This window comes from Lysobacter sp. HA18 (assembly GCF_054057595.1).
This window is the reverse complement of record NZ_JBSRZL010000001.1, coordinates 286465-304042: the sequence shown is the minus strand read 5'-3', so window position 1 is coordinate 304042 and position 17578 is coordinate 286465. Positions and strand designations below refer to the sequence as shown.

General features: G+C 67.3%; 14 protein-coding genes. 9 read left to right on the top strand and 5 right to left on the bottom strand.

All coding sequences use genetic code 11. The features are described 5' to 3' along the window. Positions 1 to 146 precede the first annotated feature (146 nt). Positions 147 to 833 carry a glutathione binding-like protein gene (locus ACVWWW_RS01420; RefSeq protein WP_027082336.1) on the top strand — a complete coding sequence of 229 codons (687 nt, stop codon included), beginning with the start codon at positions 147 to 149 and terminating at the stop codon, positions 831 to 833. 745 nt (positions 834 to 1578) lie between these two features. On the opposite strand, the gene ACVWWW_RS01415 is transcribed toward ACVWWW_RS01420, so the two are convergent. From ACVWWW_RS01415 to ACVWWW_RS01405, 3 genes are read right to left on the bottom strand one after another with little or no spacing between them, the layout of a single operon-like run. Beyond that, on the bottom strand, positions 1579 to 2466 hold the full coding sequence (locus ACVWWW_RS01415; protein WP_051235330.1) for a pseudouridine synthase: 888 nt from the start codon (positions 2464 to 2466) through the stop codon (positions 1579 to 1581). Beyond that, a complete protein-coding gene (locus tag ACVWWW_RS01410) occupies positions 2466 to 2825 on the bottom strand; it encodes a hypothetical protein (RefSeq protein ID WP_027083572.1) in 360 nt (119 codons plus the stop codon). Before ACVWWW_RS01410 ends, ACVWWW_RS01415 begins: the two co-directional genes overlap by 1 nt. A gap of 1 nt (position 2826) precedes the next feature. Then, a complete protein-coding gene (locus tag ACVWWW_RS01405; protein ID WP_036142140.1) occupies positions 2827 to 4032 on the bottom strand; it encodes a DesA family fatty acid desaturase in 1206 nt (401 codons plus the stop codon). Between the two features lie 210 nt (positions 4033 to 4242). Here ACVWWW_RS01405 and mutM point away from each other — a divergent pair, with 210 nt between their 5' ends. The 3 genes from mutM to ACVWWW_RS01390 all read left to right on the top strand — a co-directional run bounded on the left by mutM (position 4243) and on the right by ACVWWW_RS01390 (position 8596). Next, positions 4243 to 5055 (top strand): bifunctional DNA-formamidopyrimidine glycosylase/DNA-(apurinic or apyrimidinic site) lyase, encoded by an 813-nt coding sequence (gene mutM, locus ACVWWW_RS01400; protein WP_027083574.1) that lies wholly within the window; start codon positions 4243 to 4245, stop codon positions 5053 to 5055. A gap of 90 nt (positions 5056 to 5145) precedes the next feature. Next, complete coding sequence (locus tag ACVWWW_RS01395) at positions 5146 to 5721, top strand: ECF-type sigma factor (RefSeq protein WP_027083575.1); 576 nt, start codon at positions 5146 to 5148, stop codon at positions 5719 to 5721. A gap of 25 nt (positions 5722 to 5746) precedes the next feature. Further along, positions 5747 to 8596 (top strand): serine/threonine-protein kinase, encoded by a 2850-nt coding sequence (locus ACVWWW_RS01390; RefSeq protein ID WP_027083576.1) that lies wholly within the window; start codon positions 5747 to 5749, stop codon positions 8594 to 8596. A gap of 12 nt (positions 8597 to 8608) precedes the next feature. Here the strand turns inward: ACVWWW_RS01390 and ACVWWW_RS01385 are convergent, their stop codons facing one another. Beyond that, on the bottom strand, positions 8609 to 9238 hold the full coding sequence (locus tag ACVWWW_RS01385; RefSeq protein ID WP_027083577.1) for a thymidine kinase: 630 nt from the start codon (positions 9236 to 9238) through the stop codon (positions 8609 to 8611). Between the two features lie 100 nt (positions 9239 to 9338). On the opposite strand from ACVWWW_RS01385, the gene ACVWWW_RS01380 reads away from it, so the two are divergent. Together ACVWWW_RS01380 and plsB are read left to right on the top strand one after the other, a co-directional pair. Next, entirely contained in the window at positions 9339 to 11318 is a 1980-nt protein-coding gene (locus ACVWWW_RS01380) for a UvrD-helicase domain-containing protein (RefSeq protein ID WP_027083578.1), read from the top strand. A gap of 249 nt (positions 11319 to 11567) precedes the next feature. Continuing rightward, on the top strand, positions 11568 to 14339 hold the full coding sequence (gene plsB / locus ACVWWW_RS01375) for a glycerol-3-phosphate 1-O-acyltransferase PlsB (RefSeq protein WP_036142150.1): 2772 nt from the start codon (positions 11568 to 11570) through the stop codon (positions 14337 to 14339). A 10-nt stretch (positions 14340 to 14349) separates the two neighbouring features. Here plsB and ACVWWW_RS01370 read toward each other — a convergent pair whose 3' ends face one another. After that, positions 14350 to 14559 carry a YdcH family protein gene (locus ACVWWW_RS01370; RefSeq protein WP_027083580.1) on the bottom strand — a complete coding sequence of 70 codons (210 nt, stop codon included), beginning with the start codon at positions 14557 to 14559 and terminating at the stop codon, positions 14350 to 14352. Between the two features lie 93 nt (positions 14560 to 14652). Here ACVWWW_RS01370 and ttcA point away from each other — a divergent pair, with 93 nt between their 5' ends. The 3 genes from ttcA (at position 14653) to ACVWWW_RS01355 (ending at position 17574) form a co-directional block, all read left to right on the top strand. Next, positions 14653 to 15564, top strand: coding sequence for a tRNA 2-thiocytidine(32) synthetase TtcA (gene ttcA, locus ACVWWW_RS01365; protein WP_051235332.1), 912 nt, complete (start codon positions 14653 to 14655; stop codon positions 15562 to 15564). A 305-nt stretch (positions 15565 to 15869) separates the two neighbouring features. Then, a complete protein-coding gene (locus ACVWWW_RS01360; protein ID WP_027083582.1) occupies positions 15870 to 16775 on the top strand; it encodes a recombination-associated protein RdgC in 906 nt (301 codons plus the stop codon). Positions 16776 to 16782: 7 nt separating this feature from the next. Then, positions 16783 to 17574, top strand: coding sequence for a YgjP family zinc-dependent metalloprotease (locus tag ACVWWW_RS01355; protein ID WP_036142152.1), 792 nt, complete (start codon positions 16783 to 16785; stop codon positions 17572 to 17574). Positions 17575 to 17578: the final 4 nt, after the last annotated feature.

The following is a 17578-nucleotide window of genomic DNA, read 5'->3' as shown; positions in this document are numbered from 1 at the left end:
CCGTCGCTCCGATGAAGGCCCCGACGCTAGCGCGCGGCTCGTCGCCGTCGGGTCAATCGGCCGGCGCAACGCTGCGTGCGCAGGGCGACGACATCGACGTAGCGCACGAGGCCTAGCATCGCCGCTTCCCCCGCATGGAGCCGGACATGATCGACCTGCATTACTGGGCCACGCCCAATGGCTACAAGATCCGCCTGTTCCTCGAGGAAACCGGCCTCGAACACCGCATCCTGCCGGTCGATATCCGCGCCGGCGAACAGTTCAAGCCCGAGTTCCTCGCGATCGCGCCGAACAATCGCATCCCCGCGATCGTCGACCATGCACCGGCCGATGGCGGCGGTCCACTGTCGCTATTCGAATCCGGCGCGATCCTTTTGTACCTCGCCGAAAAGACCGGCCGCTTCATTCCCGCCGACCTGCGCGGCCGCGCCGAAACGCTGCAGTGGCTGTTCTGGCAGATGGGCGGCCTCGGGCCGATGGCGGGCCAGAACGGACACTTCAACGTGTACGCGCCGGAGAAGGTGCCGTATGCGATCGATCGGTACACACGCGAGACGGCGCGGCTTTATGGCGTGCTGGACAAGCGGTTGGCGGATCGCGATTTCGTCGCTGGTGACGAGTACACCATTGCGGACATGGCGATCTATCCGTGGATCGTTCCGCATGAGGCACACAAGCAGAACCTTGATGACACGCCGAATCTGAAGCGGTGGTTTGCGCGGGTCGGAGAGCGTGAGGCGACGCAGCGGGTTTATGCGGATGCGCAGGCGTCGTATGTAAAGCCTATGACGGATGAGGAGCGGAAGGTTTTGTTTGGGGCGCCGGCTAAATAAGGCCCGTCGTGCGGCGCGTTGTGCGGCTGACAATAAAGGCGTTTCGTGCGCTGACGCGCCCGAGTCACTTTCTTTGCTGGTGCAAAGAAAGTAACCAAAGAAAGCACCTTTCCCGACGGATCTACAGCTTGCGATCGGGTTCGTATATCGCGATCGCCACACTCGGCATCCTGCCTCGGGTGGCGACGGCCGACGTCCTGTCGGCCGCCCCTTCGGGGTCTTCACGATTAGTGCGGCTGTTGAGGTGAAAGGGCAAAGCGTCGGATGGCCTCGGCGCTCCGCGCATTGGTGCGAGCTGTCGCTTAAGCGCATTTTTTTGCCGAGAGCAGCGAACTGATGACGTCACGCATTAAGCAGTCGGCCTTCGGCCAAGTCGCTTCCCGAGGCCGAGTGAAAATCGGGGCGGCACCGCGGCCCTAGCTACGACGGGCCGACGCTGCGGCCGCGGTCGCAACGCATCGCATCGCATCGAGCAAGCGAGCGCAAAAATGACTTCACCGCACTCCCAATCGTGGGACCCGAAGGGCGGCGCACATGGATGTGCGCCGTCCGCACCCGAGCCAGGATGGCGAGTGTGCGGATCGTGGTGGAGTCACACGATCGCGCGCTGTAGATCTGATCGGGGAAGGTGCTTTCTTTGGTTACTTTCTTTGCACCAGCAAAGAAAGTGACTCGGGCGCGTCAGCGGACGAAACGCTGTTGCTCCCAAGCGGTCGGACGCGAGCGGCGCGACGACACCGATCGACTACAAGCGAAACCCGCTCTCAAACCAGCGCCTTCTTCCGTCGACCGGATCATCAAACTCGATCGACCGCGCAAACAGCTTCAACGCCGCATCGCCAGCATCAGGCACGCCGATCGGTGCAGGCCCATAGATGGTATCCCCAACAATAGGTGCGCCCAACGCCGCCATATGCACCCGCAACTGATGCTTCCGCCCGGTCACCGGCTCGAGCGCATAGCGCCACATCACCTCGCCACGCTCGATCACATCGATACGACTGCAGCTGTTCGGTACACCCTCCACCTCGCGCATCGCAAAGAACGGTTCCCCCCGTTCGATCCGACTCTCGCGCACAAGCGGAAACACGAGCGACGGCAACGCAGGCGCGATCGCCTCGTAGCGCTTCCGAATCCGCCGCTCACGAAACAACGCCGAATACGGATCGCGCGTAGAGGCCCGCAGCGAAAACATCACCAACCCCGCGGTATCGCGATCGATCCGATGCAGCGGCACGACATCCGCGACGCCAAGCCTGCGCACCACCCGCGCCAGCAACGTATCGCTCGCGAACCGCCCCGCCGGCATCACCGCGAGCCCATGCGGCTTGTCGACCACCGCGATGTCGTCATCGACATGCAGCAGCGTTTCGACGCCGGCACACACCGGCTCGCCTGCCACTTCGCGGTAGTAATAGACGTCGCCACCAACCGTCAGTTCGCGCGACGCCTCGAGCACGCAACCCGCGGAATCCAGCACGCGCCCACGCGCGAACCGCGACATCCACGTCGCGCGATCGATCGAAGGAAACCGCGCGACCAGCGCATCGAGCACCGTCACACCATCACCCGGTCGCAGCTGCACACGACTCGGCCCGACGCCATCGATCGGCGGCGGCGCAGTACGCGCCATCAACGCTGCGGCGGTGCCGCGAGCTCGCGCGCGTCGAGGAAACCGTCGTGGTTGCGGTCCTGCTTGGCGAAGGTCGCGGCGAGCGCGTTGCGATGCTCGGCCAGCGAGATCGCCTTGCCGCGTCCGCCCGGCAGTTCGGCCGGCGACACGATGCCGTCGTGGTCGGCGTCCATGCGTTCGAACGCATAGCCCATCCACGACTGGAATTCGGCGAGCGATACGCGGCGGTCACCGTCGGTGTCCATGCGCGAGAGGTAGTCGCCGCTGGACGACACCGGCCCGGACGCGATCGCGAAGCCTGCAAACGACGAGGCCGCGCAGATCAGCGCGGCCCCGAGGTGGCGAATGCCGGTGTGCATGTCAGTGCGCGGACGCGAGCGCATAACCCTTCATGCGCGCGGAGAACTGCTGCAGCGACGCGATGCCGCTGGCCTCGGCTTCCTGGCACCAGGCGTGCAGGCGGGCGAGCGTGGCCTTGGCGTCGTGCGAGCGGTCGTCGAGCACCGCCGCGAGGCGCGCGCGGTATTCGGCGACGGTCGCGAGCTTCGGACGCTCGGCGAGAAACGCCTGCAGGCGCGCCTTCTTCTCGTCGTCGAGCCAGCGGCCGCCGTCGGCGAGGCCCTTGCGCAGCGGACGCGGCAGCATGCTGCGCGCCTTCGCGCCGGCGGCCGCCGCTTCCTCGCGCAGTGCGGGAAGCGTGACGCCGCGGTAGTAGTCGGTCATCGCCTGGAAGCGGATCGCGAGCAGCGCCTTCAGCGTTTCGCCGTCAGGCATCGCGACGTTCGGACGCACATCCAGCGACGGCGCGACGCGCAGCACCTTCGCCAGGCCGATCGCCTGCAGGCCGCGCAGCGTCACCCAGCCGATGTCGAACTCCCACTTGCGCAGCGAGAACTTCGCGCTCGACGGGAACGCGTGGTGGTTGTTGTGCAGCTCCTCGCCGCCGATCCACACCGCCCACGGGGTGAGGTTGGTCGCGGTGTCGGTGGTCTCGAAGTTGCGGTAGCCCCACCAGTGGCCGAGGCCATTGACGACGCCCGCGGCCCAAAACGGGATCCACGCCATCTGGATCGCCCACACGGCGACGCCCTTGAAACCGAACAGCGCAAAGCTCAGGAACAGCAGGATGGTCGGGCCCATCGTCGCGAACGGCGTGTAGAGCTTGCGCTCGATCCAGTCGTCCGGGCAGCCCTTGCCGTACTTCTCGATGTCCTCGCGCTGCGCACGCGCTTCGCGATAGAGCTCGACACCGCGCCAGAACACGGTCTTGATGCCCTTGATCTGCGGGCTGTGCGGATCCTCTTCGGTCTCGCACTTGGCGTGGTGCTTGCGATGGATCGCCGCCCACTCCTTGGTGATCATCGAGGTGGTGAGCCAGCACCAGAAACGGAAGAAATGCGCGAGCAGCGGGTGGAAATCCACCGCGCGGTGCGCCTGCGAACGGTGCAGGTAAAGGGTGACGGTGAAGATGGTGATCTGCGTGGCGACCAGCAGGTACACCAGCATCGATCCCCAGCCCAGCTGCAGTGCGCCGCCGACCAGGAAATCGCTGATAGAAGAGGACATCGAACACTCCAGGGGGAAGCGGCCGCAGGGCCGTGTCGCTCGGGCGACGCTCGAATGATGCCATCGCGCCGTGTACCCCGGCCCACCGGAAAGTGGGTCGATGTCGGCGGTTCACGCATACGGCCGCGCACCTTCACGTGAAAGCGGCCGCGGCCTTGCGCAATGCACGCCGCGCCGCCACGTTGCGGGTAGTCACCGACGGCCACCCGCATGCCCGAACTGCCCGAAGTTGAGACCACGCGACGCGGCCTTGCGCCGCACGTCGAAGGTCATCGCATCACCGGCGTGACGCTGCGTCGGCCGGACCTGCGCTGGCCGATTCCGCCGGAGGTGTCGAACCTCTTGCCGGGTCAGCGCGTCGATACGGTGCGTCGTCGCGCGAAGTACCTGCTGCTCGACACCGCGGCGGGCAGCGCGTTGCTGCATCTCGGCATGTCGGGTTCGCTGCGCGTGCTGCCGGCCGACACGCCGCTGCGCACGCACGACCATGTCGACATGACGCTCGACTCCGGCCGCGTGCTGCGCTTCAACGACCCGCGACGCTTCGGCTGCCTGCTGTGGCAGCCGCTCGGCGAAACACATGAGTTGCTTGCCAGCCTCGGCCCGGAGCCGCTGTCGGACGTGTTCGACGGCGACTACCTGTTCGCGCGTTCGCGCGGCCGCAGCGCGCCGGTCAAAACCTTCCTCATGGACCAGGCGGTGGTGGTCGGCGTCGGCAACATCTACGCCGCCGAGGCCTTGTTCCGCGCCGGCATCTCGCCGCTGCGCGAGGCGGGCAAGGTCTCGCGCGAACGCTATGCGCGGCTGGCCGACGCGGTGAAGGCGATCCTGACCTACGCGATCGGCCGCGGCGGCACCACGCTGCGCGATTTCATCAGCCCCGACGGCGCGCCGGGCTACTTCGAGCAGGAACTCGCGGTGTACGGCCGTGGTGGCGAACCCTGCCCGGCCTGCGGGCGCGCGCTGAAGCAGGCGTCGATCGGACAACGTGCAAGCGTCTGGTGTCCGGCCTGCCAACGCTGACCGCCGGTCCAACAAGACCCGCCTCCCATGCCTTCCGGCCCACAGTCGGCCCCATCGGCCGGCGTATAGTCCGGGCTGGAGGACGCGCCGATGACCGACGCAGCGGACATCACGAACTGGCTGGACGCCGCGCGCGATGGCAACCGCGAGGCGCTCGATCGCGTGCTCGGCACCCTCTACGACGAGCTGCACGCCATGGCGCGCCGCCAGCTCGCCGGCCAGCAGGAACAGACGCTCGACGCGACCGCGCTGGTCCACGAGGCCTACCTCAAGCTCATCGGCAGCCACGGCGCGCAGTTCGGCGACCGCGCGCATTTCTTCGCCTACGCCGCCACTGCGATGCGCAGCGTCGTGGTCGACCACGTGCGCCAGCGCCTCGCACAGAAGCGCGGCGGCGGCCTGGAGCGCGTCACTTCGATTCCGGAAGACGGCGAAGGCGCGATTCGCCTCGACGAAGACCTGCTCGCGCTCGATGGCGCGCTCGACAAGCTGGCCGCGGTCGACCCGCGCCTGGCGCAGGTGGTCGAGCTGCGCTATTTCGGTGGCCTGTCGGAACTCGAAATCGCCGCGCTGCAGGACCGCTCGGAGCGTTCGATCCGTCGCGACTGGCAGAAGGCGCGCCTGTTCCTGCTCGCGAGCCTGGAAGGCGACGAGCAGGCGGCCTGAGCGTCGCGTGCGCGGTCGTTGACTCATGGACGCCGCAACCTGGCTGCGCCTGTCGCCGCATCTCGATGAGCTGCTCGAGCTCGATCCGCCCGAGCGCGACATCCGTCTGACGCAGATCGCGGGCGACGACGCCGCGCTCGCCGCCGACCTCACCAAGATGCTTGCGCTGGAAGACGGGCGCGACGACTTCCTCGCCGAACCGATCATCGTGCCCAAGGCGCTGCTGCGCGAAGGCAGCGAGGTCGGCCCGTATCGCCTCGAAGAACTGCTCGGCGAAGGGGGCATGGGGCAGGTCTGGCGTGCGTCGCGCGCCGACGGTCTCTACCAGCGACGCGTCGCGCTCAAGCTCCTACGTCCCGGCCTCACCGACCAGAACCTGCGGCTGCGTTTCGCACGCGAACGGCAGATCCTCGCGCGCCTCGCGCATCCGCACATCGCCGGCTTGCTCGACGCCGGCGTCAGCACGGAAGGCATTCCCTACCTCGCGCTCGAATACGTCGAGGGCGAACCGATCACGCGGTACTGGCAGCGGCTCGACGTGCCGCTGGACGCGCGCCTGCGCATGTTCCGACAGGTGTGCGCGGCGGTCAGCCATGCCCACGCCAACCTCGTCGTGCATTGCGATCTCAAGCCGTCGAACATCCTGGTGACGCAGGACGGGCAGGTGCGCCTGCTGGATTTCGGCATCGCCAAGCTGCTCGACGGCGGCGCGCCGCGCGGCGAAAACACCCGCACCGGCGCACGCGCGTTCACCCTGCACTACGCCGCGCCCGAGCAGATCCGCGGTGCGCCGGTCACTACCATGACCGACGTGTATTCGCTCGGCGTCGTGCTGTACGAACTGCTCACCGGCACCAAGCCGTATCGCCTCAAGCGCCAGAGCGATGCCGAGTGGGAAGAGGCCATCCTGACCCTCGATCCCGTGCGCCCTTCGCAGATGCTGCAGCGGCTCGCGGAACCCAAGCAGGGCCTCGAACGCCAGCAGTTGCGACGTCGCGCGCGGCGCCTTGTCGGCGACCTCGACAACATCGTGATGCGCACGCTGTGCAAGCCGCCGGAGCAGCGTTATCCGTCGGTCGAAGCACTCAGCGAAGACCTCGCGCGCCATCTCGACGGCCGGCCGGTGCAGGCGCGACCGCAGGGCCTGCTCTACATCGCGCGCAAATACATGCGTCGCCACCGCTGGGCGCTGGCGGGCACGGTCGCGGCGGTCGTGTTCGTCGGCGTCGCGGTCGGCGTGACCTGGCGACAGAGCCGCGAAGCGGTCGACGAAGCGCAACGCGCGCAGGCCATGCGCGATTTCATCGCGGGCGTGTTCGAGAAGGCGGCGGAAACGCGCGACGCCGGCGCGGTCGACCTGCGCACGCTGCTCGACGCGGCTGTGGAACGCGGTGATCGCGAACTCGCGCGCGAGCCCGCATCGCAGGCCGAACTGTTCGGGCTCGTCGCGCGCCTGCGCATGGGCCTGGGCGACTACCCGCAGGCGCTCGCACTGCTCGAACGCCAGCGCGCGCTGATCGAGCACGACGCCGACATGCCCGAAAGCCTGCGCATCGAAGCGAGTGCTCTGCGCGGTGACGTGCTGCGACGCACGGGCGATCCGCGCGCGTGCGTGGCCGGCATGCGTCCGCTGGAAACGCTGGCGGAAAGCCGCCAGGCCGCATTGCCGACGCCTGCCGCCGAATTCTTCTCGCAGCTCGGCCGCTGCGAACGCGCGCTCGGCGACGTGCCGCGCGCACGCTCGCTGTTCACCCGTGCACTCACGCTGCGACAGTCGATCAATGCGCCGGGTTCGGCGGTCGCGGAAATCGAAAGCCGCCTCGACCTTGCGACGCTGCAGGTCGACCAGGGCGAGTTCGACGACGCGCTGCGCACGTATCGCGTCGCGCGCGATCGCCTCGATGCGGAAGTCGGCATGCGCCATCCGCTGCAGGTCGACATCGGCCGGCAGATCGCGACGGTGGAGCGTCGCCTCGGTCATCCGGGACGCGCCGAACGCGAACTCGTCGACACGCTGACCATCGCGCAGGACGTGCACGGCGCGCAGCATCCGATCACGCTCGCCGTGCGCCGCGAACTCGCCGACGTGCTGATCGACCAGTCGCGTTATCGCGACGCCGCGCTGCCGCTGCGCACGCGCCACGCCGAACTCAGCGCGCGCCTGCCGGCCAACAGCCCCGAACTGCGCGACAGCCACCTGATGCTGGCGCGCGTGGAATGGCAACTCGGGCGCCTGCCCGCCGCGATGTCCTCGCTGCAGGCCGCACTCGCGATCGACCGACATCGCGGCGACGTCGATGCGATCGCCGACAGCTTGGCGCTGCAGGCGCAGGTGCTGCACGAAGCCGGGCAGAACGACGAAGCGCGCGCCCTGCTCGACGAAGCGCGGACCATGCGCATCGAGCGCCATGGCGCGGCCGATGCATCGGTGGCGGACATCGACCGTCGGCTCGGCGATGTCGATGCGGCGACGGACGATCCACGTGCGATTCCCGAACTCACCCGCGCGCTGCACTTCCTGCGCCTCGGTTACGGCGGACGCGATCCGCGCACGCGCCTCGCGCAGTTGTCGCTCGCGCATGCGCAGGCCGTGCAGGGCGATGCGGTGGCATTGCAATTGCTCGACGTCATCGCCGCATCCGGTCGCGAATCGGTGCGTCCGCAGCCGCTCGCATGGCGCGCTGCGGGTTATGCGGATGCGGTGCGCTGTGCGGGTCGTCCGCGCTCGGCGGGTGCGCGACATCTCGATCGGCTGGTCGATGCAGTGCGCGTCGCCCAGCCCGACGGCAGCGTAGTGCTGCGCGAGCTGGAACAGCTGCGTCGCGAATGCCAGCGTCCGAGCGTGCAGGTCACCATGCGTGACGACATGGAATGACGCCTCGCGCGGTTACGTACGCTCGAACGGAAACGGCACCTGCATCGATTCGATCGCACCTTCGCCGCGCGTGATCGTCTTGAACTGCGCGCGCGACACCGACACGTAGCGCTCGTTGCCGCCGATCTCGACCTGCGGCCCGTCCTGCACGGCGCGGCCCTGATCGTCGACGCGCACGGTCATCGTCGCCTTCTTGCCGGTGTGGCAGATCGTCTTGATCTCGTCGATCTCGTCGGCCCATGCGAGCAGGTACTGCGAGCCTTCGAACAGTTCACCGCGGAAATCCGTGCGCAGGCCGTAGCACAGCACCGGGATGCGCAGTTCGTCGACGACCTCAGTGAGTTGCCAGACCTGCGCTTTCGTCAGGAACTGCGCCTCGTCGACCAGGATGCAGTGCAGCGGCCCATGCGCTTCGATGTCGCGCTGGATGCAGTGCTGCAGGTCGTCGTCGCGCGAGAACGCCACCGCCTGCGCCGACAGCCCGATGCGCGAGGCCACCACGCCGCGCCCGGCGCGATCGTCCAGCGCGGGCGTCAGGATGAACGTGCGCATCCCGCGCTCGGCGTAGTTGTGCGCGGACTGCAGCAGCGTGGTGGTCTTACCCGCGTTCATCGCGGAGTAGTAGAAATACAGCTTCGCCATGGCGTCAGTTTAGGCGGTCCGCGCGCCGCCCCGCACGCCTGACCGCGTTCAGGCCGCCGCCCGGCCGTCGGGCACAATACGCGGCCCGCAGGTGGACCCGATGCACGGCCTCAATCCCCAGCAACGCGCCGCCGTCGAGCACTGCGACGGCCCCCTTCTCGTGCTCGCCGGCGCAGGCTCGGGCAAGACGCGCGTCATCGTCGAGAAGATCGCGCACCTGATCGCGACCGGCCGCATGCCGGCCAAGCGCATCGCCGCGATCACGTTCACCAACAAGGCCGCGAAGGAAATGCGCGAGCGCGTCGCCAAGCGCATCAAGGGTGACGCGGCGGAAGGCCTGACGATCTGCACGTTCCACGCGCTCGGCCTGAAGTTCCTGCAGATCGAACACGCGAAGGCCGGCCTGCGACGCGGATTCTCGATCTTCGATTCCGACGACTCCACCGCGCAGATCAAGGATCTGCTGCCGACCGGCAGCAAGCCCGACGTGATCGACGCCGTGCGCAACCTCATCTCACGCGCGAAGAACGCGGGACTCTCGCCGGACGAGGCAATGCGCGAAGCGCGCAGCCCGCGGGAGGTCGAAGCCGCAACGGTGTACGAGCTCTACCAGGCGCGTCTGTCGAGCTTCAACGCGGTCGACTTCGACGACCTGATCCGCCTGCCCGTGCAACTGCTCGAGGCGGACGAGGAGATGTGCCTTGCCTGGCGCGAGCGCATCGGCTACCTGCTCGTCGACGAATGCCAGGACACCAACGACGCGCAGTACCGCCTGCTCAAATGCCTGGCGGGCCCGCGCGGCCTGTTCACCTGCGTGGGCGACGACGACCAGTCGATCTACGCCTGGCGCGGCGCGAATCCAGACAACCTTTTGCAGCTCGGCAAGGATTACCCGACGCTGCGCATCGTCAAGCTCGAACAGAACTACCGCTGCAGCAATCGCGTGCTGCGCACCGCGAACGCGCTGATCGCGAACAATCCGCACGAGCATCCGAAGACGCTGTGGTCGGATCAGGCCGACGGCGAGCGCATCCGCATCTGGGAATGCCGCGAAGCCGGACACGAAGCCGAGCGCATCGCCGCGGAAATCCAGTTCATCAATGCGTCGAAGCAGGCGCCGTGGAGCGACTTCTGCATCCTGTTCCGCGGCAACTTCCAGAGCCGCCCGCTGGAGAAGGCGCTGCAGCTGATGCGCGTGCCGTACCACGTGTCGGGCGGCACCGCGTTCCTCGACCGCGGCGAAGTGAAGGACGTGCTGAGCTGGCTGCGCCTGCTCGCCAATCCCGATGACGACGCTGCCTTCCTGCGCGCCGTGCAGGCGCCCAAGCGCGAAGTCGGCGCGGGCACGCTGGCCAAGCTCGCCGAACTCGCCGGGCATGCGCACATGCCGATGGCGCGCGCGATCGAGAACGTCGGCGCGTTGAAGCAGTTGCCGCCGCGTGCGGCGAACGCGCTCGACGCGTTCTCCAACCTCGTGCGCCAGCTGCGCGCGAAGTCGCAACATGCGACGCCGTCGGAGCTGGTCGGCGAGGTCGCCGAACGCAGCGGCCTGCTCGCCTCGGTGCGCGCGCAGTGCAAGGACGAGGCCTCGTTCCAGCGTCGCAAGGCCAACATCGACGAACTCGCCGGCTGGTTCCAGGGCGCGCGCAACGCCGGGCCGGGGGAACTCGCCGCGCAGCTCGCGCTGCTCTCGCACGCCGACAAGGGCGACGCCGGCAACCAGGTGCGCATGATGAGCCTGCACGCCGCGAAGGGACTGGAGTTCCGCTACGTCTTCATCGTCGGCATGGAGGACGGCACGCTGCCTCACGAGGCCAGCATCGACGAAGGCCGGCTCGACGAGGAGCGCCGCCTGCTCTACGTCGGCATTACCCGCGCAAAGGAACGGCTGTGGCTGTCGTATTCGAAGATGGCCCAGCGCTGGGGCGAGGTACTGCGCCTGAAACCCAGCCGCTTCCTCGAGGAACTGCCGGTGACGGAGCTGCAGCGTGACGGCGCGGACCCGGTTGCGGACGCCGAAAACAAGAAGGCGCGGGCCGATGCCGGCTTCGCCGCGATTCGTGCCCTGCTCGAAGGGTGACGAACAATCAATAGCTTATCGTCATTTCTGCAGGTATTGCATTCGGAATAACGCTTTATTAAGCTGGTCGCGTCCGGTTCGACCGGCACTGTCCAGAATCGTTGTTGTCCCGCCGGCTTCGGCCGGATTTGGGGGAGGCCTTAGGGCCTCCTTTTTTATTGGGCGTTTCCGGGCACTGCTTCACGAACCCGGCCGTTCGCCCACGCCTGCGACGCCGCCAGCCCGGGCACGTGAACGCGCTTCGGCATAATGCCGGCGATGGCCCAGCAGACGCCCCTTCCGTTTCCCGACGCACCCAAGCCGCCCGCCGGCGACGATCCGATCGTCGACACGGCATCGCTGCCGGAGGCGTCCGACCTGGACGGCGCGTCGGACCAGCCCGTCGATGTCACGCCCGTCGTGGATCCCGACCAGCGCGACCTGCCGATGCCGGGCGTCGCACCCGCCGATTCGCTGCTCGACCGGAAGCCCCCGCGTCCCTCGCGGCCGGACGGTCCGCGCTCGCGTCCGTTGTGGGCGCGCGTGCTCGAACGCGTCATGGCGCCGTGGGTCGGGCTGAAGATCGAACCGTCGTCGCCGGCCGAGCACGTGCCCGACTGGAACGGCGGCCCGGTCTGCTACGTGCTCGAGGACTACGGCCTGTCGAACGCGCTGATCCTCGACAGCGCCTGCCGCGAGGCTGGCCTGCCGTCGCCGCTGATGCCGCTGCCGGGCGATCCGACCGGTCGCGGTCGCGCGTATGTCGCGTTGTCGCGTCGCAACGTCGGCCCGCTCGCGCCGCTCCCGAACATCCCCGGCGTGCTCGAACGCCCGCAGATGCCGAACGGCAAGTCGCATTCGGAATCGCTGGCGCGGCTGATCGAAGCGCACCGCACCGATCCGTCGCTGGACGTGCAGCTGGTGCCCGTGTCGATCTTCGTCGGCCGCGCGCCGGAGAAGACGACCGGTTGGTTCTCGGTGCTGTTCTCCGAGAACTGGCAGCTGGTCGGCCGCTTCCGTCGCCTGCTGTCGATCGCCTTGAACGGCCGCGAGACGTACGTGCGCTTCGCGCCGCCGGTGTCGCTGCGCACCATCGTCGACGAAGGCCTGCCGCCGGAACGCACGGTGCGCAAACTTTCGCGCGTGCTGCGTGCTCACTTCCGCCGCATCCGCACCGCGGTGATCGGCCCGGATCTGTCGACGCGCCGTCTGCTTGTCGACCGCGTGCTCACCACGCCGAACGTGATGGAGGCGATCGCGGACCAGGCGCGTCGCGACAACACGGGCCTCGCCGACGCGTGGAAGAAGGCGCACGCGCTGGCGTATGAAATCGCCGCCGACTATTCGCATCCGGTCGTGCGCTCGGCGAGCTTCCTGCTGCAGCCGGTGTGGAACCGCATCTATCGCGGCGTGCTGGTGCATCACCTCGACCGGGTGAAGGAAGACGCGCCCGGCCACGAAGTCATCTATGTGCCCTGCCATCGCAGCCACATGGATTACCTGCTGATCAGCTACCTGCTGTATTCGCGCGGCATCGTGCCGCCGCACATCGCCGCGGGCGTCAACCTCAACCTGCCGGTGGTGGGCACGCTGCTGCGCAAGGGCGGCGCGTTCTTCCTGCGACGCTCGATCCGCGGCAGCGCACTGTATTCGGCGGTGTTCTCCGAATACCTCGCGCAACTCGTCGCCGGCGGTTACTCGATCGAATACTTCATCGAAGGCGGCCGTTCGCGCACCGGGCGTTTGCTGCAGCCCAAGGGCGGCATGATCGCGATGACGCTGCGCGCCTACCTGCGCGCACCGACGCGCCCCGTCATGTTCCAGCCGGTCTACATCGGCTACGAAAAGCTGATGGAAGGCCGCAGCTATCTCGACGAGCTGTCGGGCAAGCCGAAGGAAAAGGAATCGATCTGGTCGCTGATGATGGGCATCCCCAAGGTGCTCAGCAGCAACTACGGCCAGGTGGTGGTGAACTTCGGTGAGCCGATCCGCCTCAACGACGTGCTCGCCGAGCAGGCGCCGGACTGGGACGGCTCGCCGCTGCCGGAGGACGCGAAGCCCGCGTGGCTCGCGACCACCGTCGACGTGCTGGCCGAGCGCATCCAGGTCAACGTCAACCGCGCGGCCGACGTGAACCCGATCAACCTGCTCGCGCTCGCGCTGCTGTCGACGCCGAAGCACGCGATGAGCGAGGCCGACCTGCTCGAGCAGATCACGCTGAGCAAGAAGCTGCTCGCACAGCTGCCTTATTCCGACCGCGTCACGGTCACCCCGCATACGCCCGAGGAAATCATCGCGCACGGCGAGGAGATCAACGTGCTGGTGCGGGTCAAGCATCCGCTCGGCGACGTGCTCGAAGTCGACGAAGAAAAGGCGGTGCTGCTCAGCTATTTCCGCAACAACGTGCTGCACCTGTTCACCGCGGCGGCGTGGGTCGCGTGCTGCTTCCAGCACAACCGGCGCATGAACCTGTCGTCGGTGCTGCGCCTGGGTCGCAGCGTGTATCCCTTCCTGCAGGCCGAGCTGTTCCTGCCGTGGACGGAGGACGAATTCGTCGAGCGCCTGCGCGTCACCGTCGACCTGTTCGACGCGGAAGGCCTGCTGCGCAAGCGCGAAGGCGACGAGGATGGCGATCAACTCTCGCGCAATGCCAGCCAGTCCGACGAGGTGTTCCGTCTTCGCGCGATTGGTCACTCGCTGCAGCAGGCGTTCGAGCGTTATTACATCGCCATCAGCGTGCTGGTGAAGAACGGCCCGGGCACGCTCAGCGCCGGCGAGCTGGAAACGCTCTGCCATCTCGCCGCGCAGCGCCTGTCGCTGCTGTACGCACCGGCGGCGCCAGAGTTCTTCGACAAGTCGCTGTTCCGCGGCTTCATCGCCAAGCTGCGGGAACTGCGCATGGTGTGGGCCGACGAGAACGGCAAGCTCACCTTCGACGAGCGCCTGGACTCGTGGGCGAAGGATGCGAAGTTCATCCTGGGCCGCGAACTGCGGCATTCGATCGAGAAGGTCAGCCCCGAAGCGGTGGCGAAGCCGGCCTGACGCCGCTTCGCTAGGCCGGCTCGTCCGGGATCAGCGACGACTCGAGCCTGGCGATGCAGTCCTTGAGCTGCAGCTTGCGTTTCTTCAGCCGCGTGATCGCCAGCTCGTCGCGCACCGGCGCATGCCACAGGCCGTCGATCGCGAGGTCGAGGTCCCGATGCTGCTCGCGCAGGTCGGCGAGCTGGCGGGCGATATCGGCGGGACTGCGACCGTCATTCATACGTCCAGCTTAGCCTGCGGGCATGTGACCAGCGAGCACGGCCGACGCTGAATGCCGTCAGGTGCTGCGACGGTCGCCCCGTAGAATGAGGGCATGAGCACCGTCGCACCATCGCCCATCATCCCGCTGCCCGAACCGCTGCCGCCGCGCGCGCGGCGCGCGCAGCACGAGGCCAACAAACTCGCCAAGCGCCTGCGTCACCAGGTCGGCCGCGCGATCGCCGATTTCGGCATGATCGAGGACGGCGACAAGGTGATGGTCTGCCTGTCCGGCGGCAAGGACAGCTACACGATGCTGGACATTCTTCTGCAGCTGCAGAAGAAGGCGCCGGTGAAGTTCGAACTGGTCGCGGTGAACCTCGACCAGAAGCAGCCCGACTTCCCCGAACACGTGCTGCCCGCGTATCTCGAATCGGTCGGCGTGCCGTACAAGATCCTCGAGCAGGACACGTATTCGGTGGTGACGCGCGTCGTGCCGGAAGGCAAGACGATGTGCTCGCTGTGCTCGCGCCTGCGTCGCGGCGCGCTGTACACATATGCCGAGCAGCAGGGCTTCACCAAGATCGCGCTCGGCCATCATCGCGATGACCTGGTCGCGACCTTCTTCCTCAACCTGTTCTTCCACGCGAAGCTCTCGGGCATGCCGCCGAAGCTGCTGAGCGACGACGGCAAGCACGTCGTGATCCGCCCGCTCGCCTATGTCCGCGAAGACGACATCAGCGCGTATGCCGAAGCGAAACAGTTCCCCATCATTCCCTGCAACCTCTGCGGCTCGCAGGAAAACCTGCAGCGCAAACAGGTCAAGAAGATGATGGACGCCTGGGAGCGCGAATCGCCGGGCCGCATCGAAACCATTTCGCGTGCGCTGGGCGACATCCGTCCCTCGCAACTGAGCGACGCCAACCTCTTCGACTTCCTCTCACTCGGCGCGCGCGGCGATGCGCCGCTGCCCGACGCGCACGCATGGCTCGCCGGCACGCCCGAAGACGAAGACCAACCCGCCTAACGCGTCGGCTTTTTTTGTCGCAACAGCCGAACCAACCATAAGACCCGGAGGGCGGCGCGCAGGACGCGCGCCGTCGCCACCCGAGCCAGGATGGCGAGTGTGGCGATCGCGAAATAAGGCGCCGATCGCGAGCTGTAGACCTGATCGGGGAAGGCGCTTTCTTTTGGTTACTTTTCTTTGCGCCCGCAAAGAAAAGTGACTCGGTCGCGTAAGCGAACGAAACGCCTTTGCTTCACTAAGAATCGTCGTCGAAATACCCCGCGCGAAACCCCGCGCCGAACAAACAACAAGAAGCCCAACACCGAATGTTCTTCCGCAACCTCACCCTGTTCCGCTTCCCCACCTCCCTACAACTCGAAGCCTTCGACGCCGGCCTCGCGGAAGCCGCGCTTCGTCCCGTCGGCCCGATGGAACTGTCCACGCGCGGTTTCGTCTCCCCGTTCGGTCGCGACACCGAAGGCTTCAAGCACATGCTCGACGAGGCTTACTGGCTCGCCGTCGGCAGCGAAGACCGCCTGCTGCCGGGCTCGGTCGTCAACGACATGCTGCAGAAGAAGCTCGACGACATCGAGCAGAAGGAAGGCCGCCGCCCCGGCGGCCGCACGCGCAAGCGCCTCAAGGACGAGCTGATCACCGAACTGCTGCCGCGCGCATTCGTGCGGCCGTCGCGCACCGACGCGATTCTCGACATGAAGCAGGGCATCGTCGCGATCGACACGTCGAGCAAGAAGTCCGCCGAAAGCGTGGTCAGCGAGATCCGCCGCGCGCTCGGCAGTTTTCCCGCGCTGCCGCTCAACGCTGAAGTCGCGCCGCGTTCGGTGCTGACCGGCTGGGTCGCGGGCGAAGCGCTGCCGGACGGCCTCAGCCTTGGCGACGAATGCGAGCTGCGCGACGCGCTGGACCAGGGCGCCATCGTGAAGTGCCAGCGCATGGAGCTCGAGAAGAACCCGGAGATCGACAAGCACCTGCAGTCGGGCAAGCAGGTCACGCGGCTCGCGCTCAACCTCGACGACCATGTCACCTTCGTGCTCGGCGAGGATCTGGTCATCCGCAAGTTCAAGCTGCTCGATGGTGCGGTCGACACGCTGGAGAACACCGAGCGCGAGGACCTGCGCGCCGAGCTCGAAGCGCGGTTCGCGCTGATGAGCCACGAACTGCGCCGGCTGTTCACCGTGCTCGAGCCCGCCCTCAAGCTGTCGAAGGTGGAGTAACCGCGGCATGTTCTTCCGCGCCCGCCCGCCGCGCGTCGCGCCGCCGCCGGTGCGCGTGCCGCTGCAGGTGACATTGCCCGACGGCCGCGTCGTCGACGTCAAGCGTGTCGACAACCGCAGCGTGCGCGGCCTGCGGTTGACGGTGACCGAACGCGGCGTGCGACTGACCGTGCCGCCGCGCACCAGCGACCGTCGCGCGCTCGCCTTCGTGCAGGACAACGCGGCCTGGCTCGCCGGCCAGCTCGCGCATACGTTCGGCGACGTGCAGCCGCTGCGCATCGGCGAAAGCGCGACCTTGCCGCTGCGTGGCGCCGACGCGCCGCTGCACTGGCGCGAAGGCCGTTTCCTGCGCGTCGAGGTCGAGGACGCTGGCATCGTCGCGACGTTGCCGGCCGCGATTTCCGAAGTCGCGGTGCGCAAGGCGTTTTCGAATTTCTACCTGGCTCAAGCGCGCGCCGATGTCGGCCGCTGGATGCCGAAGTACCTGCCGACACTGCCGCGCGGTCCACGCACGATCACCATCCGGCCGCTGACCTCGCTATGGGGTTCGCTTGCACCGAACGACCGCATGCGCCTCGATCTCGCGCTCGTGCTCGCTCCCCCCGCCGCGTTCGAATACGTGCTGGTGCACGAGCTCTGCCACCTCATCCAGACGAATCATTCGCCCGCGTTCTGGAGCGAGGTCGAGCAGCGTTATCCGGACTGGCAACCGCAGCGCGATCTGTTGCGTTCGCGTGGACGTCCCATCAAAGCCGCGTTGCGCGCGGTCTGCGAAGCACGCGTACTTCCACACGATTGAGTGT